The 15,650-nt window shown below is 59.6% G+C and carries 12 protein-coding genes and 4 tRNA genes; 5 read left to right on the top strand and 11 right to left on the bottom strand.

Translation table 11 applies throughout. The annotated features are described in order from the left end of the window. The first annotated feature begins 87 nt into the window (after positions 1-87). Positions 88-2,169 carry a carboxy terminal-processing peptidase gene (locus KW839_RS18415; protein WP_162237391.1) on the top strand — a complete coding sequence of 694 codons (2,082 nt, stop codon included), beginning with the start codon at positions 88-90 and terminating at the stop codon, positions 2,167-2,169. 231 nt (positions 2,170-2,400) lie between these two features. Here the strand turns inward: KW839_RS18415 and KW839_RS18420 are convergent, their stop codons facing one another. The 9 genes from KW839_RS18420 to KW839_RS18460 all read right to left on the bottom strand — a co-directional run bounded on the left by KW839_RS18420 (position 2,401) and on the right by KW839_RS18460 (position 6,009). After that, on the bottom strand, positions 2,401-2,805 hold the full coding sequence (locus KW839_RS18420; protein ID WP_218425125.1) for a sel1 repeat family protein: 405 nt from the start codon (positions 2,803-2,805) through the stop codon (positions 2,401-2,403). Continuing rightward, a complete protein-coding gene (locus KW839_RS18425; protein WP_003223109.1) occupies positions 2,806-3,177 on the bottom strand; it encodes a hypothetical protein in 372 nt (123 codons plus the stop codon). Continuing rightward, positions 3,174-3,515: a helix-turn-helix transcriptional regulator gene (locus tag KW839_RS18430; protein ID WP_060541595.1), complete on the bottom strand. Its 342-nt coding sequence runs from the start codon at positions 3,513-3,515 to the stop codon at positions 3,174-3,176. Before KW839_RS18430 ends, KW839_RS18425 begins: the two co-directional genes overlap by 4 nt. Positions 3,516-3,630: 115 nt before the next feature. Continuing rightward, the gene (locus KW839_RS18435; RefSeq protein ID WP_060541520.1) at positions 3,631-4,086 is read right to left on the bottom strand and encodes a YkvA family protein; all 456 of its coding nucleotides are present in this window, start codon (positions 4,084-4,086) and stop codon (positions 3,631-3,633) included. A 294-nt stretch (positions 4,087-4,380) separates the two neighbouring features. Further along, complete coding sequence (locus tag KW839_RS18440) at positions 4,381-5,097, bottom strand: FKBP-type peptidyl-prolyl cis-trans isomerase (RefSeq protein WP_218425126.1); 717 nt, start codon at positions 5,095-5,097, stop codon at positions 4,381-4,383. A 361-nt stretch (positions 5,098-5,458) separates the two neighbouring features. Beyond that, a tRNA-Asp gene (locus KW839_RS18445) sits at positions 5,459-5,535 on the bottom strand. 28 nt (positions 5,536-5,563) lie between these two features. Beyond that, positions 5,564-5,639: transfer RNA gene (locus KW839_RS18450), tRNA-Val, on the bottom strand. A gap of 198 nt (positions 5,640-5,837) precedes the next feature. After that, a tRNA-Asp gene (locus KW839_RS18455) sits at positions 5,838-5,914 on the bottom strand. Positions 5,915-5,933: 19 nt separating this feature from the next. Continuing rightward, positions 5,934-6,009: transfer RNA gene (locus tag KW839_RS18460), tRNA-Val, on the bottom strand. Positions 6,010-6,168: 159 nt separating this feature from the next. On the opposite strand from KW839_RS18460, the gene rdgC reads away from it, so the two are divergent. The 3 genes from rdgC to sugE all read left to right on the top strand — a co-directional run bounded on the left by rdgC (position 6,169) and on the right by sugE (position 8,635). After that, the gene (rdgC, locus tag KW839_RS18465; RefSeq protein ID WP_007969735.1) at positions 6,169-7,089 is read left to right on the top strand and encodes a recombination-associated protein RdgC; all 921 of its coding nucleotides are present in this window, start codon (positions 6,169-6,171) and stop codon (positions 7,087-7,089) included. A gap of 146 nt (positions 7,090-7,235) precedes the next feature. Continuing rightward, entirely contained in the window at positions 7,236-8,201 is a 966-nt protein-coding gene (locus tag KW839_RS18470) for a bile acid:sodium symporter family protein (RefSeq protein WP_060541518.1), read from the top strand. Positions 8,202-8,320: 119 nt separating this feature from the next. Next, positions 8,321-8,635, top strand: a complete 315-nt coding sequence (gene sugE / locus KW839_RS18475) for a quaternary ammonium compound efflux SMR transporter SugE (protein ID WP_060541517.1) — start codon at positions 8,321-8,323, stop codon at positions 8,633-8,635. Between the two features lie 123 nt (positions 8,636-8,758). Here the strand turns inward: sugE and KW839_RS18480 are convergent, their stop codons facing one another. Both KW839_RS18480 and KW839_RS18485 read right to left on the bottom strand, forming a co-directional pair. Further along, positions 8,759-10,633, bottom strand: coding sequence for an MFS transporter (locus KW839_RS18480; protein ID WP_218425127.1), 1,875 nt, complete (start codon positions 10,631-10,633; stop codon positions 8,759-8,761). Between the two features lie 83 nt (positions 10,634-10,716). After that, on the bottom strand, positions 10,717-11,868 hold the full coding sequence (locus KW839_RS18485) for a TDT family transporter (protein WP_218425128.1): 1,152 nt from the start codon (positions 11,866-11,868) through the stop codon (positions 10,717-10,719). 297 nt (positions 11,869-12,165) lie between these two features. Between KW839_RS18485 and KW839_RS18490 the strand changes: the two genes are divergently transcribed. Further along, the gene (locus tag KW839_RS18490) at positions 12,166-15,636 is read left to right on the top strand and encodes a PAS domain-containing hybrid sensor histidine kinase/response regulator (RefSeq protein WP_218425129.1); all 3,471 of its coding nucleotides are present in this window, start codon (positions 12,166-12,168) and stop codon (positions 15,634-15,636) included. Positions 15,637-15,650: the final 14 nt, after the last annotated feature.

The raw sequence follows: 15,650 nt of genomic DNA on the forward strand, positions 1-15,650 counted from the left end.
TTTGCATTATGCGACCGGCCCTCGTGGTACCGGCGACTTCAAAGACGGCCTAATATGCGTTATCAATTGTCCCCGCGTCGAATCAGCATGAAGCATTTGTTCCCCAGCACCGCCCTCGCCTTATTCATCGGTATCGGCCTGCTGCCGATGTCGAGCAATACATTCGCAGCCAATAGCTGGGACAAGCTTCAACCTGATCGTGACGAAGTGATCGCCAGTCTGAACGTCGTGGAGTTGCTCAAGCGCCACCACTACAGCAAGCCGCCGCTCGACGATGCGCGCTCAGTGATCATCTACGACAGCTACCTCAAGCTGCTGGATCCGTCGCGCAGCTACTTCATGGCCAGCGACATCGCCGAATTCGACAAGTGGAAGACCCAGTTCGACGACTTCCTCAAAAGCGGCGACCTCAACGCCGGGTTCACCATCTACAAGCGCTACCTGGACCGCGTCAAGGCGCGCCTGGACTTTGCCCTTGCCGAGCTGAACAAGGGTGTCGACAAGATCGACTTCTCCGCCAAGGAAACCTTGCTGATCGATCGCAAGGACGCCCCTTGGCTCAAATCCACTGCAGAACTCGACGACCTGTGGCGCAAGCGCGTCAAGGATGAAGTGCTGCGCCAGAAAATTGCCGGCAAGGATTCCAAGCAGATCCAGGAAACCCTGACCAAGCGCTACAAGAACCAGTTGGCGCGCCTGGACCAGACCCGTGCCGAAGACATCTTCCAGGCGTACATCAACACCTTCGCCATGTCCTACGACCCGCACACCAACTATCTGTCGCCGGATAACGCGGAGAACTTCGACATCAACATGAGCCTGTCCCTGGAGGGCATCGGCGCCGTGTTGCAGAGCGATAACGACCAGGTGAAAGTCGTGCGCCTGGTGCCGGCAGGCCCGGCGGACAAGACCAAGCAGGTCGCTCCGGCCGACAAGATCATCGGCGTTGCCCAAGGCAACAAAGAGATGGTCGACGTGGTGGGCTGGCGCCTGGACGAAGTGGTCAAGCTGATCCGTGGTCCGAAAGGCACGGTGGTGCGCCTGGAAGTGATTCCGGCGAGCAATGCGCCTAACGACCAGACCAGCAAGATCGTACCGATCACCCGCGAAGCGGTGAAGCTCGAAGACCAGGCCGTGAAGAAGTCGGTGCTGAACCTGAAACAGGACGGCAAGGACTACAAGCTCGGTGTGATCGAGATCCCGGCGTTCTATCTGGACTTCAAGGCCTTCCGTGCCGGCGATCCGGACTACAAGAGCACCACTCGCGACGTCAAGAAACTGCTGACCGAGTTGCAGAAAGACAAGGTCGACGGCGTGGTCATCGACCTGCGCAACAACGGTGGCGGCTCCTTGCAGGAGGCTACCGAACTGACCAGCCTGTTCATCGACAAAGGTCCGACCGTGCTTGTGCGTAACGCCGATGGCCGGGTCGATGTGCTGGAAGATGAAAACCCGGGCGCGTTCTACAAGGGCCCGATGGCGTTGCTGGTCAACCGCCTGTCCGCCTCGGCTTCGGAGATTTTTGCCGGCGCCATGCAGGACTACCACCGCGCATTGATCATCGGCGGCCAGACCTTCGGCAAAGGCACCGTGCAGACCATTCAGCCGCTCAACCATGGCGAACTGAAACTGACCCTGGCCAAGTTCTACCGGGTTTCCGGGCAGAGCACCCAGCATCAGGGCGTGTTGCCGGACATCGATTACCCGTCGATTATCGACACCAAGGAAATCGGTGAAAGTGCCCTGCCGGAAGCCATGCCGTGGGACACCATCCGCGCAGCCATCAAGCCTGCGGTCGATCCGTTCAAACCGTTCCTCGCCCAGCTCAAGTCCGAGCATGACGTGCGTACGGCCACGGATGCCGAGTTCGTGTTCATCCGCGACAAGCTGGCCCTGGCGCAGAAGCTGATGAACGAAAAAACCGTCAGCCTCAATGAAGTCGAGCGTCGTGCGCAACACACCGACATCGAAGCCAAGCAGCTTGCCATGGAGAATATCCGTCGCAAGGCCAAGGGCGAAGAACCGCTCAAAGAGCTGAAGAAAGAAGACGAAGACGCCATCGCGGCCGAGCCGGACAAAACCAAGCCGGAGGATGATGCCTACCTGAGCGAGACCGGGCGGATTCTGCTGGACTACCTGAAACTCAACACGGCGGTGGCCAAGCACTAAGGTACAACTTATTAAGGCTGACGCTTCGCAGAGCGTCAGCAAACAGTGATGGTTCTGTCGTGAGACTGGGAGCACCTCTTCAACCAAGAGCGCTCCCGGTCTTTTTTTTGGCTTCCCCAAGCAATTGCGCAATACCTGTAGGAGCGAGCATGCTCGCGATGGACCCAAGGGCGCCACGTGTAGCCAGTAAACACGCGTTATCGTCGACGACCATCGCGAGCAGGCGCGCCCCTACAGAGGGTCGCGAGCGGCCAGTTGTTTCAATTTGAGCGGAGCCAGTGGATGCCCGGCCCGGGCAGCAATCTCCCAGTACCGCGCCGCTTCAACCGGATCCGGCTCCTTGCTTGCCGTCCCCGCCAGACTGATCACGCCCACCTGATACGCAGCCTTGCCATCGCCCGCCAGCGCGGCCAGGCGCAACAAACGCACACCTTCTTCACGAGCCCCCAGGCCGACGCCGCGAAAGGCCAGGATGTGCCCATAGAAGCTCTGGGCACCGACATTGCCCAGGTTAGCCATGCGGGCGAACTGGCCTTCCAGCCAGCGCCACCCCCGTGGCTGGCGGACAAACCACGACCAGTGGAACAGCCTGCGCGCGAGCCAGTAGCCGGCTCGAGCCTTGAGTTGAAGAAACACTCAGGCCTCTGCCGATTCCGGGTATTCGTATTCAAACACCCGCACCACCTCCGAGGCGTGCCAGGAGGCCGCGGCGACACCGTCCGACGGCCCGGAAAAACGCCCGAGGCGCTCGACACATTCAAAGAAACCGGTGCGTGGCAGGCGGCTGGCGCCTTGGCTTATCACCAGCGAGCTGCGTAATGGTTGTTCGGCCTTGGCGTCCAGCGCGGCCAGATGCTCCAGGGCGGCGGTGAGGGTTTGCATGGCCGGTGTCGGCAGCTGCAAACGCTCAAGCAATGCCCGATAAGTCAGAAGATGGCGCTGGCGGCGGGCCTGATCCAGCTCGCCCAGCAATCCGTCCCAGTGTTGACGACTGATGCGTACGCTCACGATTGCTCCCTCCACCCCGGCACCGTCAATTCCCAGGCCAGGCTGCGGCGAATGGCAGCGTCGGGCAGGCGTTCACCGCTTTCGATCATGGCCAGGTAAGACGGGCTGATACCTACCGTGCGGGCCAGCGCCTCAATGGCGATGCCCTTCCCTTCACGCAAGCTGCGCAGTTGATCCAGACCTGGAAGATCCTGGTCGGATGCCTGGGCTTGAACCTTTGCCGCTTCTTTTGGCGGCTGCTCCTTGATCCCCGCTGCGTTCAGCAAAGCCTGATACTGAGCCCATGGCACAACCGCATATTCGGGCTCGCCTTCGCGTGTAATTATCTGAATATCCATGACTACCCCGTAGGACAACAACACTTAGCGAGTCGGCACTTTTCCTTAGAAGTGTAATCCTAACAGCGGCCAAGGTCGCGGGGGTGTATCAATCTGTGAACAACAGGTTATCGGCTCAGTTTTTTTTCCGGCCTTCAAGGTGCAATTGCTTTGGATTTTTCGGCAGGCGCTCGACTACCGCAAGCTTCTCCGGTACTTGCCGATTGCGCCACGCCCGGAAGGCAGCCAGTTCGTCGTCGAAAACCTTCATCAGCCAGGCCAGCACTGCAATGTCATCGAGCATGCCCAAGCCTGGTATGAAGTCCGGGATCGCATCCACCGGACTGAGGAAGTACATCAGGCCTGCAACGATCGAGACCAGCGCCTTGGGGCTGATAGCTCGATACTCACCGCGCCACCAGGCCAGGCAGAGCGCCTGAAACAGGCGCAAGTCATCCTTGAGCTTACCCAGGCGATTGCCCTGGCTCGCACCTTTGCTGGCGACTGCGAACAACAGGGTGGGCAAGCGCCCGCGCGCGAGAAGGCGGCCAGCCAATGGCAGAAAACGAGCGAAACTCCAGGGTGTTTTCATCATTCCTCCCGTTGAAAGGTTATCCACACAAATTGTGGATAACCTTGTGAACAGAGCTGGTTTTCACCGCTGAAAGCCACGTCCTACAAGGGCTCGACTCAGATCGGGCGTTTTTTGCCCATCGAAAAAAACCCCATAATTTCATTGACTTGGCGGGCCCAGATGGCTAGTGCAGCTGTCCATAGTGGGTATGACTCCAGTCAGCAGCATCTGTTCGCTTTGTTTACCGTTACCGCGGGTCAGATGCAACAACGCCCCGCTTGAGCGAGGCGTTGTAATTGAAGCGGACGCTGATTACTTGGCAGCGGCGTCTTCTTTTGCCGGATCCTTGATCGCCAGCAGTTCCAGGTCGAATACCAGCACCGAGTTGGCCGGAATCGCCGGGCTCGGGCTTTGCGCGCCGTAAGCCAGTTCAGCAGGGATGTACAGCTTGTACTTCTCGCCAACGTGCATCAGTTGCAGGCCTTCGACCCAACCCGGGATCACACCGCTGACCGGCAGATCGATCGGGCTGCCGCGCTCGACGGAACTGTCGAATACGGTGCCATTGGTCAGCTTGCCGGTGTAGTGAACAGTCACTACGTCGGTAGGCTTAGGCTGAGCGCCATCGGCTTTTGTCACGACTTCATACTGCAGGCCCGAAGCGGTAGTGGTCACACCGGCTTTCTTGGCGTTTTCCTCGAGGAACTTCTTGCCAGCAGCGGCCGACTCTTCGCTCATCTTGGCCATGCGCTCTTCGGCGCGCTTTTGCAGTGCGGCGAACGCTTCTACCAACTCTTCGTCTTTGAGCTTCTGTTCTTTCTTGCCGACGGCATCTTCGATGCCCTGGGCTACAGCTTTGGAATCCAGGTCATCCATCCCTTCCTGAGCCAGGCTCTTGCCCATGTTCAGACCGATTCCGTAGGAAGCTTTTTGCGCCGGAGTTTTCAGCTCTACACTGGTCTGCGAGTCACAACCCGCGAGTACCAGGCTAACCAGGGCTACCGCCGCCGCCAACCGATGCTGTTTCATGCTATTTCCTTGTTCATGCGCCTAAAGGGCAATCGAGTAAAGCCGCGAGCTTATCAGGCCGCCACGACCAATGGCTACCGGCATGAGAGCAGGAAATTTCCGATAAGTTCAGGTGTTTAAACGCATTTCAGGTTCGCGGGGATGAAGCTTCCTTCATCTTGCTCCGACACAAGCAAATTTCGGCGCACAAAACAAATGGGGTAATAGCCAATTGCCGCACTTTGCCGCTCAACTTGACGCAGAATATACCGGCCGAAAGTCCGCTGGATTCGGGCTTTGCCAAATCCCGGACGGCAAAAAGCCCGCATAAGCGGGCTTTCTGTTTGGTGACCTGGCGTTCAGTGCTCCAGGTTACCGAATATGGCGCAGCGGACGGGACTCGAACCCGCGACCCCCGGCGTGACAGGCCGGTATTCTAACCGACTGAACTACCGCTGCGCGAAACGCTTGAAACGCTTGAAACGAATGGTGGGTGATGACGGGATCGAACCGCCGACATTCTGCTTGTAAGGCAGACGCTCTCCCAGCTGAGCTAATCACCCTTCGCTTCGTTACGGGACGCATTATGCCACAAGTTTTCTTAATGTGTTGATTTATTTGAAGTTTTTTTCAAATAAATCTGAAAACCGGTGAAACGACACAACCCGCTGGAACAAGGTACAAACTTGAGGCAGAAAAAAACCCGCCTAAGCGGGCTTTTCCGTGGTGACCTGGCGTTCAGTGTTCCAGGTTACCGAATATGGCGCAGCGGACGGGACTCGAACCCGCGACCCCCGGCGTGACAGGCCGGTATTCTAACCGACTGAACTACCGCTGCGCGTAACACTGAAAACGAATGGTGGGTGATGACGGGATCGAACCGCCGACATTCTGCTTGTAAGGCAGACGCTCTCCCAGCTGAGCTAATCACCCTTCGCTTCGGTGTGGCGCGCATTCTACGGAGCGACCCCACCTCTGGCAAGCACTTTTTAAAATAATTTTCTGAGGCCTTCCAAAGGCTTAGAGAAAGGTTGGCCTATGGCACACGGAGGACAATAATGCCCCCCTTTGTATAAAGGAGAGACCTGTCCCATGTGGTTCAAAAACCTGCTTATCTATCGCCTGACCCAAGATCTGCCTGTTGATGCCGAGGCGTTGGAAACTGCACTGGCCACCAAACTGGCGCGTCCATGTGCAAGCCAGGAGTTGACCACCTACGGTTTCGTCGCGCCATTCGGCAAAGGCGAAGATGCGCCACTGGTGCACGTCAGCGGTGATTTCCTGCTGGTGTCCGCGCGCAAGGAAGAACGCATTTTGCCAGGCAGCGTCGTACGCGACGCTGTAAAGGAAAAGGTCGAAGAGATTGAGGCCGAGCAAATGCGCAAGGTCTATAAGAAGGAACGGGACCAGATCAAGGATGAAATCATCCAGGCCTTCCTGCCCCGCGCCTTTATCCGTCGCTCGTCGACCTTTGCCGCCATCGCTCCCAAGCAAGGCCTGATTCTGGTCAACTCGGCCAGCCCGAAACGCGCCGAAGACCTGCTTTCTACCCTGCGCGAAGTGATCGGCACCCTGCCGGTACGTCCGCTGACCGTGAAAATGTCCCCGACCGCCACCATGACCGAATGGGTCACCACCCAGAAAGCCGCGGACGATTTCTTTGTGCTGGACGAGTGCGAACTGCGCGATACCCACGAAGACGGCGGCATCGTGCGCTGCAAGCGCCAGGACCTGACCAGCGAAGAAATCCAGCTGCACCTGAGCACCGGCAAGGTGGTCACCCAGCTGTCCCTGGCCTGGCAGGACAAACTGTCATTCGTCCTCGACGACAAGATGGTGGTCAAGCGCCTGAAGTTCGAAGACTTGCTCCAGGATCAGGCGGAACAGGACGGCGGCGACGAAGCCCTGGGCCAACTCGATGCCAGCTTCACCCTGATGATGCTGACCTTCGGCGATTTCCTGCCGGCGCTGGTTGAAGCGCTGGGCGGCGAAGAGACACCTCAGGGCATTTAAAGCCTTGTGATCATCAAACTGTGGGAGCGGGCTTGCTCGCGAAAGCGGAGTGTCAGTCAATATACGCACTGACTGATAGACCACTTTCGCGAGCAAGCCCGCTCCCACGATGCTTTGTGATGCTACTTAATAATAAGGATCAGGCCATGCGCGCACTGGCTGCATTGAGTCGTTTTGTCGGCAACACCTTCGCTTACTGGGTACTGATTTTCGCGGTCGTGGCGTTCCTGCAACCAACGTGGTTCATCGGCCTCAAAGGCGCCATCGTGCCGCTGCTGGGATTGGTGATGTTCGGCATGGGCCTGACGCTCAAACTCGAAGACTTCGCCGAGGTCGCCCGCCATCCGTGGCGTGTGGCCCTGGGTGTGGTCGCGCACTTCGTGATCATGCCCGGCGTGGCGTGGCTGCTTTGCCAGGCGTTCCATTTGCCGCCGGAGATTGCCGTGGGCGTGATTCTGGTCGGCTGCTGCCCAAGCGGCACTTCATCGAATGTCATGACCTGGCTGGCACGCGGCGACCTGGCGTTGTCGGTGGCCATCGCCGCCGTCACCACCCTCCTCGCTCCGCTGCTGACTCCGGCACTGATCTGGCTGTTGGCCTCGGCATGGTTGCCGGTATCGTTCATGGAGCTGTTCTGGTCGATCCTGCAAGTCGTGCTGCTGCCGATCGTCCTCGGCGTCGTGGCGCAACGCTTGCTTGGCGACAAGGTTCGCCATGCGGTGGATGTATTGCCGCTGGTGTCGGTGGTCAGCATCGTGATTATCGTCGCTGCCGTAGTAGCCGCCAGCCAGGCGAAGATAGCCGAGTCCGGCTTGCTGATCATGGCTGTGGTCATGCTGCACAACAGCTTTGGCTTTCTGCTGGGTTACTTCACCGGGCGCCTGTTCAAATTGCCACTGGCGCAACGCAAATCCCTGGCGCTGGAAGTGGGCATGCAGAATTCCGGTCTGGGCGCAGCCCTGGCCAGCGCGCACTTCTCGCCGTTGGCGGCGGTACCGAGCGCGCTGTTCAGCGTCTGGCATAACATTTCGGGAGCGCTGCTCTCGACCTGGTTCCGCCGCATGAGTGAGAAACAGGATCGGGAAACGGCTGCCCGCCAGGCCACCGACTGAGCCGGAAACTTGATCCCCGGATTAATGCTGGGCACTATATTGCGCAAACGCGGGGACGACCCCGCGGCTCGATTGAGTCATTAATCTGGGGACGACCCCGTCAAGCGATGAGGTCTTTCATGTCCTGGATCATTCTGTTTTTCGCCGGTCTGTTTGAAGTCGGCTGGGCCGTTGGCCTGAAGTACACCGACGGCTTCAGCCGCCCTCTTCCCACTGCATTGACCGTTGCGGCCATGGCTATCAGCCTTGGCCTGCTGGGCCTGGCCATGAAGGAACTGCCGCTGGGTACGGCCTATGCGATCTGGACCGGGGTGGGTGCCGTGGGTACGGTGATTGCCGGGATCATTCTGTTTGGTGAGTCGATGGCGCTGGTGCGGTTGGCCAGTGTGGCGTTGATCATTATCGGGTTGGTTGGACTCAAGGTCAGCGCCTAGGCCACTGGCCCCTTCGCGGGCAAGCCCGCTCCCACAGGGCCTTTGTTGTTGCACAAATTTTGTGAACACCCAAGATCACTGTGGGAGCTGGCCTGCCAGCGATGGGGCCAGCACAGCCACCCGCTATCTGACAGCGCCCCGCAACTCCCCCACCAACGCCTGCAATCTGGCAGGCTCCGCCACCTCAACCGCCACCGCCGACCCCGCCACCAACGTCACCCGTGACCATAACCGGCGAAACAACCCTTTGCCCGGATCACGGCTGAAGAAGCTCCCCCACAATCCCTGCAACGCCAGGGGAATTACCGGCACCGGTGTCTCTTCGAGAATGCGCGTCAGCCCGCCCTTGAACTCATTGATCTCGCCATCGGTAGTCAGCTTGCCCTCGGGAAAGATACACACCAGCTCGCCGTCCTTCAGATACTGCGCGATGCGGGTGAAGGCCCTTTCGTAGATCTGTATATCCTCCTGACGCCCCGCGATGGGAATCGTCCCCGCCGTACGGAAGATGAAGTTCAGCACTGGCAGGTTGTAGATCTTGTAATACATCACAAAGCGAATCGGCCGACGCACCGCGCCGCCAATCAGCAACGCATCGACGAACGACACGTGATTGCACACCAGCAACGCCGCGCCTTCATCAGGGATCTGGTCGAGATTGCGGTGTTCCACGCGGTACATGGAATGGCTGAGCAGCCAGATCAGGAAACGCATGGTGAACTCGGGGACGATCTTGAAGATGTAGGCGTTGACGCCGATGTTCAGCAGCGACACCACCAGGAACAGCTGCGGGATCGACAGCTTGGCCACGCTCAGCAGGATGATCGAGACGATCGCCGAGACCACCATGAACAACGCATTGAGAATGTTGTTGGCGGCAATCACCCGGGCCCGCTCGTGCTCGGCGGTGCGTGACTGGATCAGCGCATACAGCGGCACAATGTAGAAGCCACCGAAGATCCCCAGGCCGAGGATATCGAACAGCACCAGCCAGGCATGACCAAAACCGAGGATTTCAATCCAGCCATGTCCCTGGGCACTGTCCGCAATTCCCCCTGAATGCCACCACAGCAACAGGCCGAAGACGGTCAGGCCGAACGAGCCGAATGGCACCAGGCCGATTTCGACTTTGCGCCCGGAGAGTTTTTCGCAAAGCAACGAGCCCAACGCGATGCCAACCGAGAACACTGTCAGGATCAGCGTCACCACGGTTTCGTCACCGTGCATCCACTCCTTGGCATACGCCGGGATCTGCGTCAGGTAAATCGCCCCGACGAACCAGAACCACGAGTTACCGACAATCGAGCGCGACACCGCAGGGGTCTGTCCCAAGCCCAGTTTCAGGGTGGCCCAGGACTGGCTGAAAATATTCCAGTTCAGGCGCATTTGCGGGGTCGCTGCCGCCGCGCGGGGAATGCTGCGACTGGCCAGGTAACCGAGCACCGCAATGCCGATGATCGCGGTGGACACAATGGGCGCGTATTGCGCGGACGACATCATCACCCCGGCGCCAATGGTCCCGGCAAGAATCGCCAGGAACGTGCCCATTTCCACCAGGCCGTTGCCTCCCACCAACTCATCTTCGTGCAGGGCCTGGGGCAGGATCGAATACTTCACCGGCCCGAACAGCGCCGAGTGGGTACCCATGGCGAACAGTGCCACCAGCATCAGCGACAGATGATCGAACATGAAGCCCACAGCACCTACCGCCATGATGGCGATTTCTCCGAGCTTGATCAGGCGAATCAGCGCGTCCTTGGCGAACTTTTCCCCGAACTGCCCGGCCAGCGCCGAAAACAGAAAAAATGGCAGGATGAATAACAGCGCACATAAATTGACCCAGATCGAGCGGTCGCCTTCGATGGCCAACTTGTAAAGAATGGCCAGGATCAACGACTGCTTGAAGACGTTATCGTTGAACGCCCCAAGCGACTGGGTAATGAAGAACGGCAGAAAGCGCCGGGTGCGAAGCAAAGTGAACTGTGACGGATGACTCATTCCATGTGTCCCTGAGTGGCCTGGATACAGCTATTTGAGTGTCGTATATCGATGCAGGCCACACATTACCTAATCTTTGCAGGTTATTTCTTCAATCCTGCAATGCACGGCGAGACAAACAGCTCGCCGCGCCATGCTCCCAGCACCGTACGTTTGCCGACGATCATCCACATCACCGCCAGCAACGCCACCAATACACAGCCGAACACACTGAAGAACGTCAGATTCAAGAGAGTGGCCAGTTTCAACGTCGCCAGAGAATAAACGCCCAAGGGAAAGGTGAAACCCCACCAGCCGAGATTGAAGGGAATGCCTTCACGCAGGTAACGCACGGTGATCAGCACCGCCATCAGCATCCACCACAAACCGAAGCCCCATAGCGTGATTCCGGCCACCAGCCCCAGCCCTGCGGCCGTTTCACCGATACCCGGCAAACCGTTGGCAGTAAAAATCAAGGGTGCATCGCCACCCAGCACCAGCATGCCCAATGCACCGGTGCCGATGGGACCAAGCGCCAGCCAGCTCGAAGCGGCCATGTTTTCGTGGGGCAGCTTATGCAGCGCCATGCGCAACAACAAAATTGTCAGAATGCTGAATGCCACCGGCAAGGAAAACGCCCAGAGCACATAACTGGTCACCAGCATGACCAACTGCGAGTGGGCATCGGCCAGGTGCGGCGCCAGCAGACCACCGCTGGCGGCCGCGACTTCCGCCGCCACCACCGGCAACAACCAGACGGCAGTCATCTGATCGATGCTGTGCTCCTGACGGGTGAACATCATGTAGGGAATCAGCACCCCGCAAGCCAGCGACATGGCGACGTCCAGCCACCACAGCACCTCGGCAAGCTGAATCACCCCTTCCCCCCAGCGCGGCAGGCCGAACACCAGGAAACCGTTGATGATGGTCGCCAGTCCCATGGGAATGGTGCCGAAAAACATCGAAACCGTGGAGTGGCCGAAAATGCGCCGCGCCTCGTCGAAAAACATGACCCAACGGGCCGCGTACACCGCGGTGAACACCAGGAACAGCACGATATTGAAAAACCAAAGGGCTTCGGCAATGGCACGCACGCCCGGCACGCCGCCAGGTAACTGCGCAAGCGCCAACGCCAGCACGCCGGTGCCCATGGTGGCGGCGAACCAGTTGGGCGTGAACTGACGGATCACTTCCCGCGGGTGCTGCAAATGAGTGAAAGGTTTGATTCCGGGCTTGACGCTATTGGCGCATGTCATGAAGAACTCCTGTCCTCAGGTGAGGTAGGAATCCATCTTAGATCCGCATCGAATATCTATATAACGGGTAATATCTCTATAACTTATCTATTTCACAGATAAGAGTTCAGATCCCCATTTCCATTGGCGGTGCAGAATGGCTCGCGACAGGCCAGTGAAAACACCTGAGCGTCACCACAAACATTCCCTGCGACACCCCGCCACGCCACGACCTTGGTCGACACTGACTAACGCAGGCGGTCGTGCGAGACTGTCTGTCCGGGCGGGAGGCCCGGATGTCTTTCGTCGGGAGTTTCCATGTCGCTGTCCACCGGGCTGATCGCCGCCGTCGCCCTGGCCTATATGGCCATCATGTTCGCCATCGCCTTCTACGGCGACCGTCGCAGCGCGCCTTTGCCGCCGCGAGTGCGAGCGTGGGTGTACAGCCTGTCGCTGGCCGTCTACTGCACCAGTTGGACCTTCTTTGGCGCCGTGGGCCAGGCCGCCGAACAGCTCTGGTCATTCCTGCCGATCTACCTCGGACCGATCCTGCTGTTGCTCGGCGCGCCGTGGGTGCTGCAAAAAATGGTGATGATCAGCAAGCAGGAGAACATCACCTCCATCGCCGACTTCATCGCTGCGCGCTATGGCAAATCCCAGTCATTGGCGGTGGTGGTGGCGCTGATCTGCCTGGTCGGTGTGCTGCCCTATATTGCCCTGCAGCTCAAGGGCATCGTGCTCGGCGTGAACTTGCTGATCGGCGCCGGTGCCGATGCCATGGGCACCCGGGCTCAGGACACCGCGCTGATCGTGTCGCTGGTTCTCGCACTGTTTACCATCGTCTTCGGTACCCGCAACCTCGACGCTACGGAGCACCACCGCGGCATGGTGCTGGCGATCGCCTTTGAATCGCTGGTCAAACTGTTCGCATTCCTCGCCGTCGGGGCGTTCGTGACCTACGGCTTGTACGACGGTTTCGACGACCTGTTCGACCAGGCGATGCTCGCTCCACGCCTTGAGCAATACTGGAAAGAAACCATCAACTGGCCATCGATGGTGGTGCAGACCGGCGTGGCGATGATGGCGATCATTTGCCTGCCCCGGCAGTTCCACGTCACCGTTGTGGAGAACATCGACCCGCAGGATTTGCGCCTGGCCAAGTGGGTGTTCCCGGCTTACCTCGCTCTTGCGGCACTGTTTGTCGTGCCTATCGCGCTGGCCGGCCAGATGCTGCTGCCAAGCTCGGTGCTGCCGGACTCGTTCGTCATCAGCCTGCCGCTGGCCCAGGCGCATCCGGCGCTGGCCTTGCTGGCGTTCATTGGTGGCGCGTCGGCGGCCACCGGCATGGTGATTGTGGCCAGCGTGGCGCTGTCGACCATGGTCTCCAACGACATGCTCCTGCCCTGGCTGCTGCGCCGCAACAATGCCGAGCGGCCGTTCGAAGTGTTCCGCCAGTGGATGCTGTCGGTGCGCCGGGTGAGCATCGTGGTCATTCTGCTGCTGGCCTATGTCAGCTATCGCCTTTTGGGATCGACCGCGAGCCTGGCGACCATCGGCCAGATTGCCTTTGCCGCCGTGACTCAGCTGGCACCGGCCATGCTCGGCGCGCTGTACTGGAAGCAGGCCAACCGCCGTGGCGTGTTTGCCGGCCTGGCCGCCGGCACCTTCCTGTGGTTCTACACCCTGGTCCTGCCGATTGCCGCCCACAGCCTCGGCTTGCCCTTGAGCAGCTTTCCGGGATTGGCCTGGCTGCACAGCAATCCGCTGGGCCTGCCGATCACGCCACTGACTCAAGGTGTGGTGCTGTCGCTGGCGGGTAACTTCACGCTGTTCGCCTGGGTCTCGGTGCTGTCCCGCACCCGGGTATCGGAGCACTGGCAGGCGGGTCGTTTCATCGGCCAGGAAATCAATGCCCGTCCCAGAGCCCGTTCGATGCTGGCGGTACAGATCGAAGACCTGCTGCAACTGGCGGCCCGCTTCGTCGGTGAAGAACGTGCCCGGCAGAGCTTTATCCGCTTCGCCTACCGCCAGGGCAAAGGCTTCAACCCGAACCAGAACGCCGACGGTGAATGGATCGCCCACACCGAGCGCTTGCTGGCGGGCGTACTCGGCGCATCGTCGACTCGTGCGGTGGTAAAAGCCGCCATTGAGGGTCGGGAGATGCAACTGGAGGACGTCGTGCGAATCGCCGACGAAGCCTCGGAGGTCCTGCAATTCAACCGAGCCCTGCTACAAGGGGCTATCGAGAACATTACCCAGGGCATCAGCGTGGTCGACCAGTCGCTCAAACTGGTGGCATGGAATCGGCGCTACCTGGAACTGTTCAACTATCCTGACGGCTTGATCAGTATCGGCCGGCCCATTGCCGACATCATTCGCTTCAACGCCGAGCGCGGACTGTGCGGCCCAGGAGAAGCCGAAGTGCACGTCGCCCGCCGGCTGCACTGGATGCGCCAGGGCCGTGCCCATACTTCCGAGCGCCTGTTTCCGAACGGTCGGGTGATCGAACTGATTGGCAACCCCATGCCCGGCGGCGGTTTTGTCATGAGTTTTACCGACATCACCCCGTTCCGCGAAGCCGCGCAGGCACTGACCGAAGCCAACGAGGGACTGGAGCAGCGGGTCGCGGCGCGCACCCAGGAGCTGTCCCAACTCAACGTTGCCTTGACCGAAGCCAAAGGCACCGCCGAAGCGGCCAACCAGTCGAAAACCAGGTTCCTGGCGGCCGTGAGCCATGACCTGATGCAACCGCTCAATGCTGCGCGACTGTTCTCCGCAGCGCTCTGCCATCAGGAAGACGGACTGTCCGCCGACGCGCAGAAGCTGGTCGAACACCTGGACAGCTCGTTGCGCTCGGCCGAGGACCTGATCAGCGACCTGCTGGATATTTCCCGCCTAGAAAACGGCAAGATCAACCCTGCCCGCCAGCCATTTGTCCTGAACGAGCTGTTTGACACCCTTGGTGCCGAGTTCAAGGCGCTGGCCCGCCAGCAAGGGCTGACGTTCCGTGTACGTGGTAGTCAATTGCGCATCGACAGCGACATCAAATTGCTGCGTCGTGTGCTGCAGAACTTCCTGACCAATGCCTTCCGTTATGCCAAGGGTCCGGTATTGCTGGGTGTTCGCCGACGCAAGGATGAGTTGTGCCTGGAGGTCTGGGACCGTGGGCCGGGTATTCCTGAAGATAAACAGCAAGTGATCTTTGAAGAGTTCAAGCGCCTCGACAGCCACCAGACCCGCGCCGAGAAAGGCCTTGGACTGGGCCTGGCGATTGCCGACGGGCTCTGTCGCGTGCTCGGCCATACCTTGCGCGTGCGTTCCTGGCCGGGTCGCGGCAGCGTGTTCAGCGTCAGCGTGCCACTGGCGCGCACGCAAGCAGCGCTGCCGGCCAAGGTGGTCGAACTCAACGGTAAACTGCTCAACGGTGCGCAGGTGTTGTGCATCGACAATGAGGACAGCATCCTCATCGGCATGAACAGCCTGCTCAGTCGCTGGGGTTGCCAGGTCTGGACCGCGCGCAACCGCGAGGAATGCGCCGCACTGCTTGCCCAAGGGGTACGGCCTCAATTGGCATTGGTGGATTACCACCTGGACGATGGTGAAACCGGAACCGAGTTGATGGCCTGGCTGCGCACCCGCTTGGGCGAGCCTGTACCCGGCGTGGTGATCAGTGCCGACGGCCGGCCCGAGACCGTCGCCCAGGTCCATGCGGCGGGGCTCGATTACCTGGCCAAACCGGTGAAGCCGGCGGCGTTGCGGGCGTTGCTTAGCCGGCATTTACCGTTGTAGGGTTTTCTGATCGT

The sequence above is a fragment of the Pseudomonas sp. PDM31 genome (assembly GCF_019218965.1).
In the GTDB taxonomy this organism is placed as follows: Bacteria; Pseudomonadota; Gammaproteobacteria; order Pseudomonadales; family Pseudomonadaceae; genus Aquipseudomonas.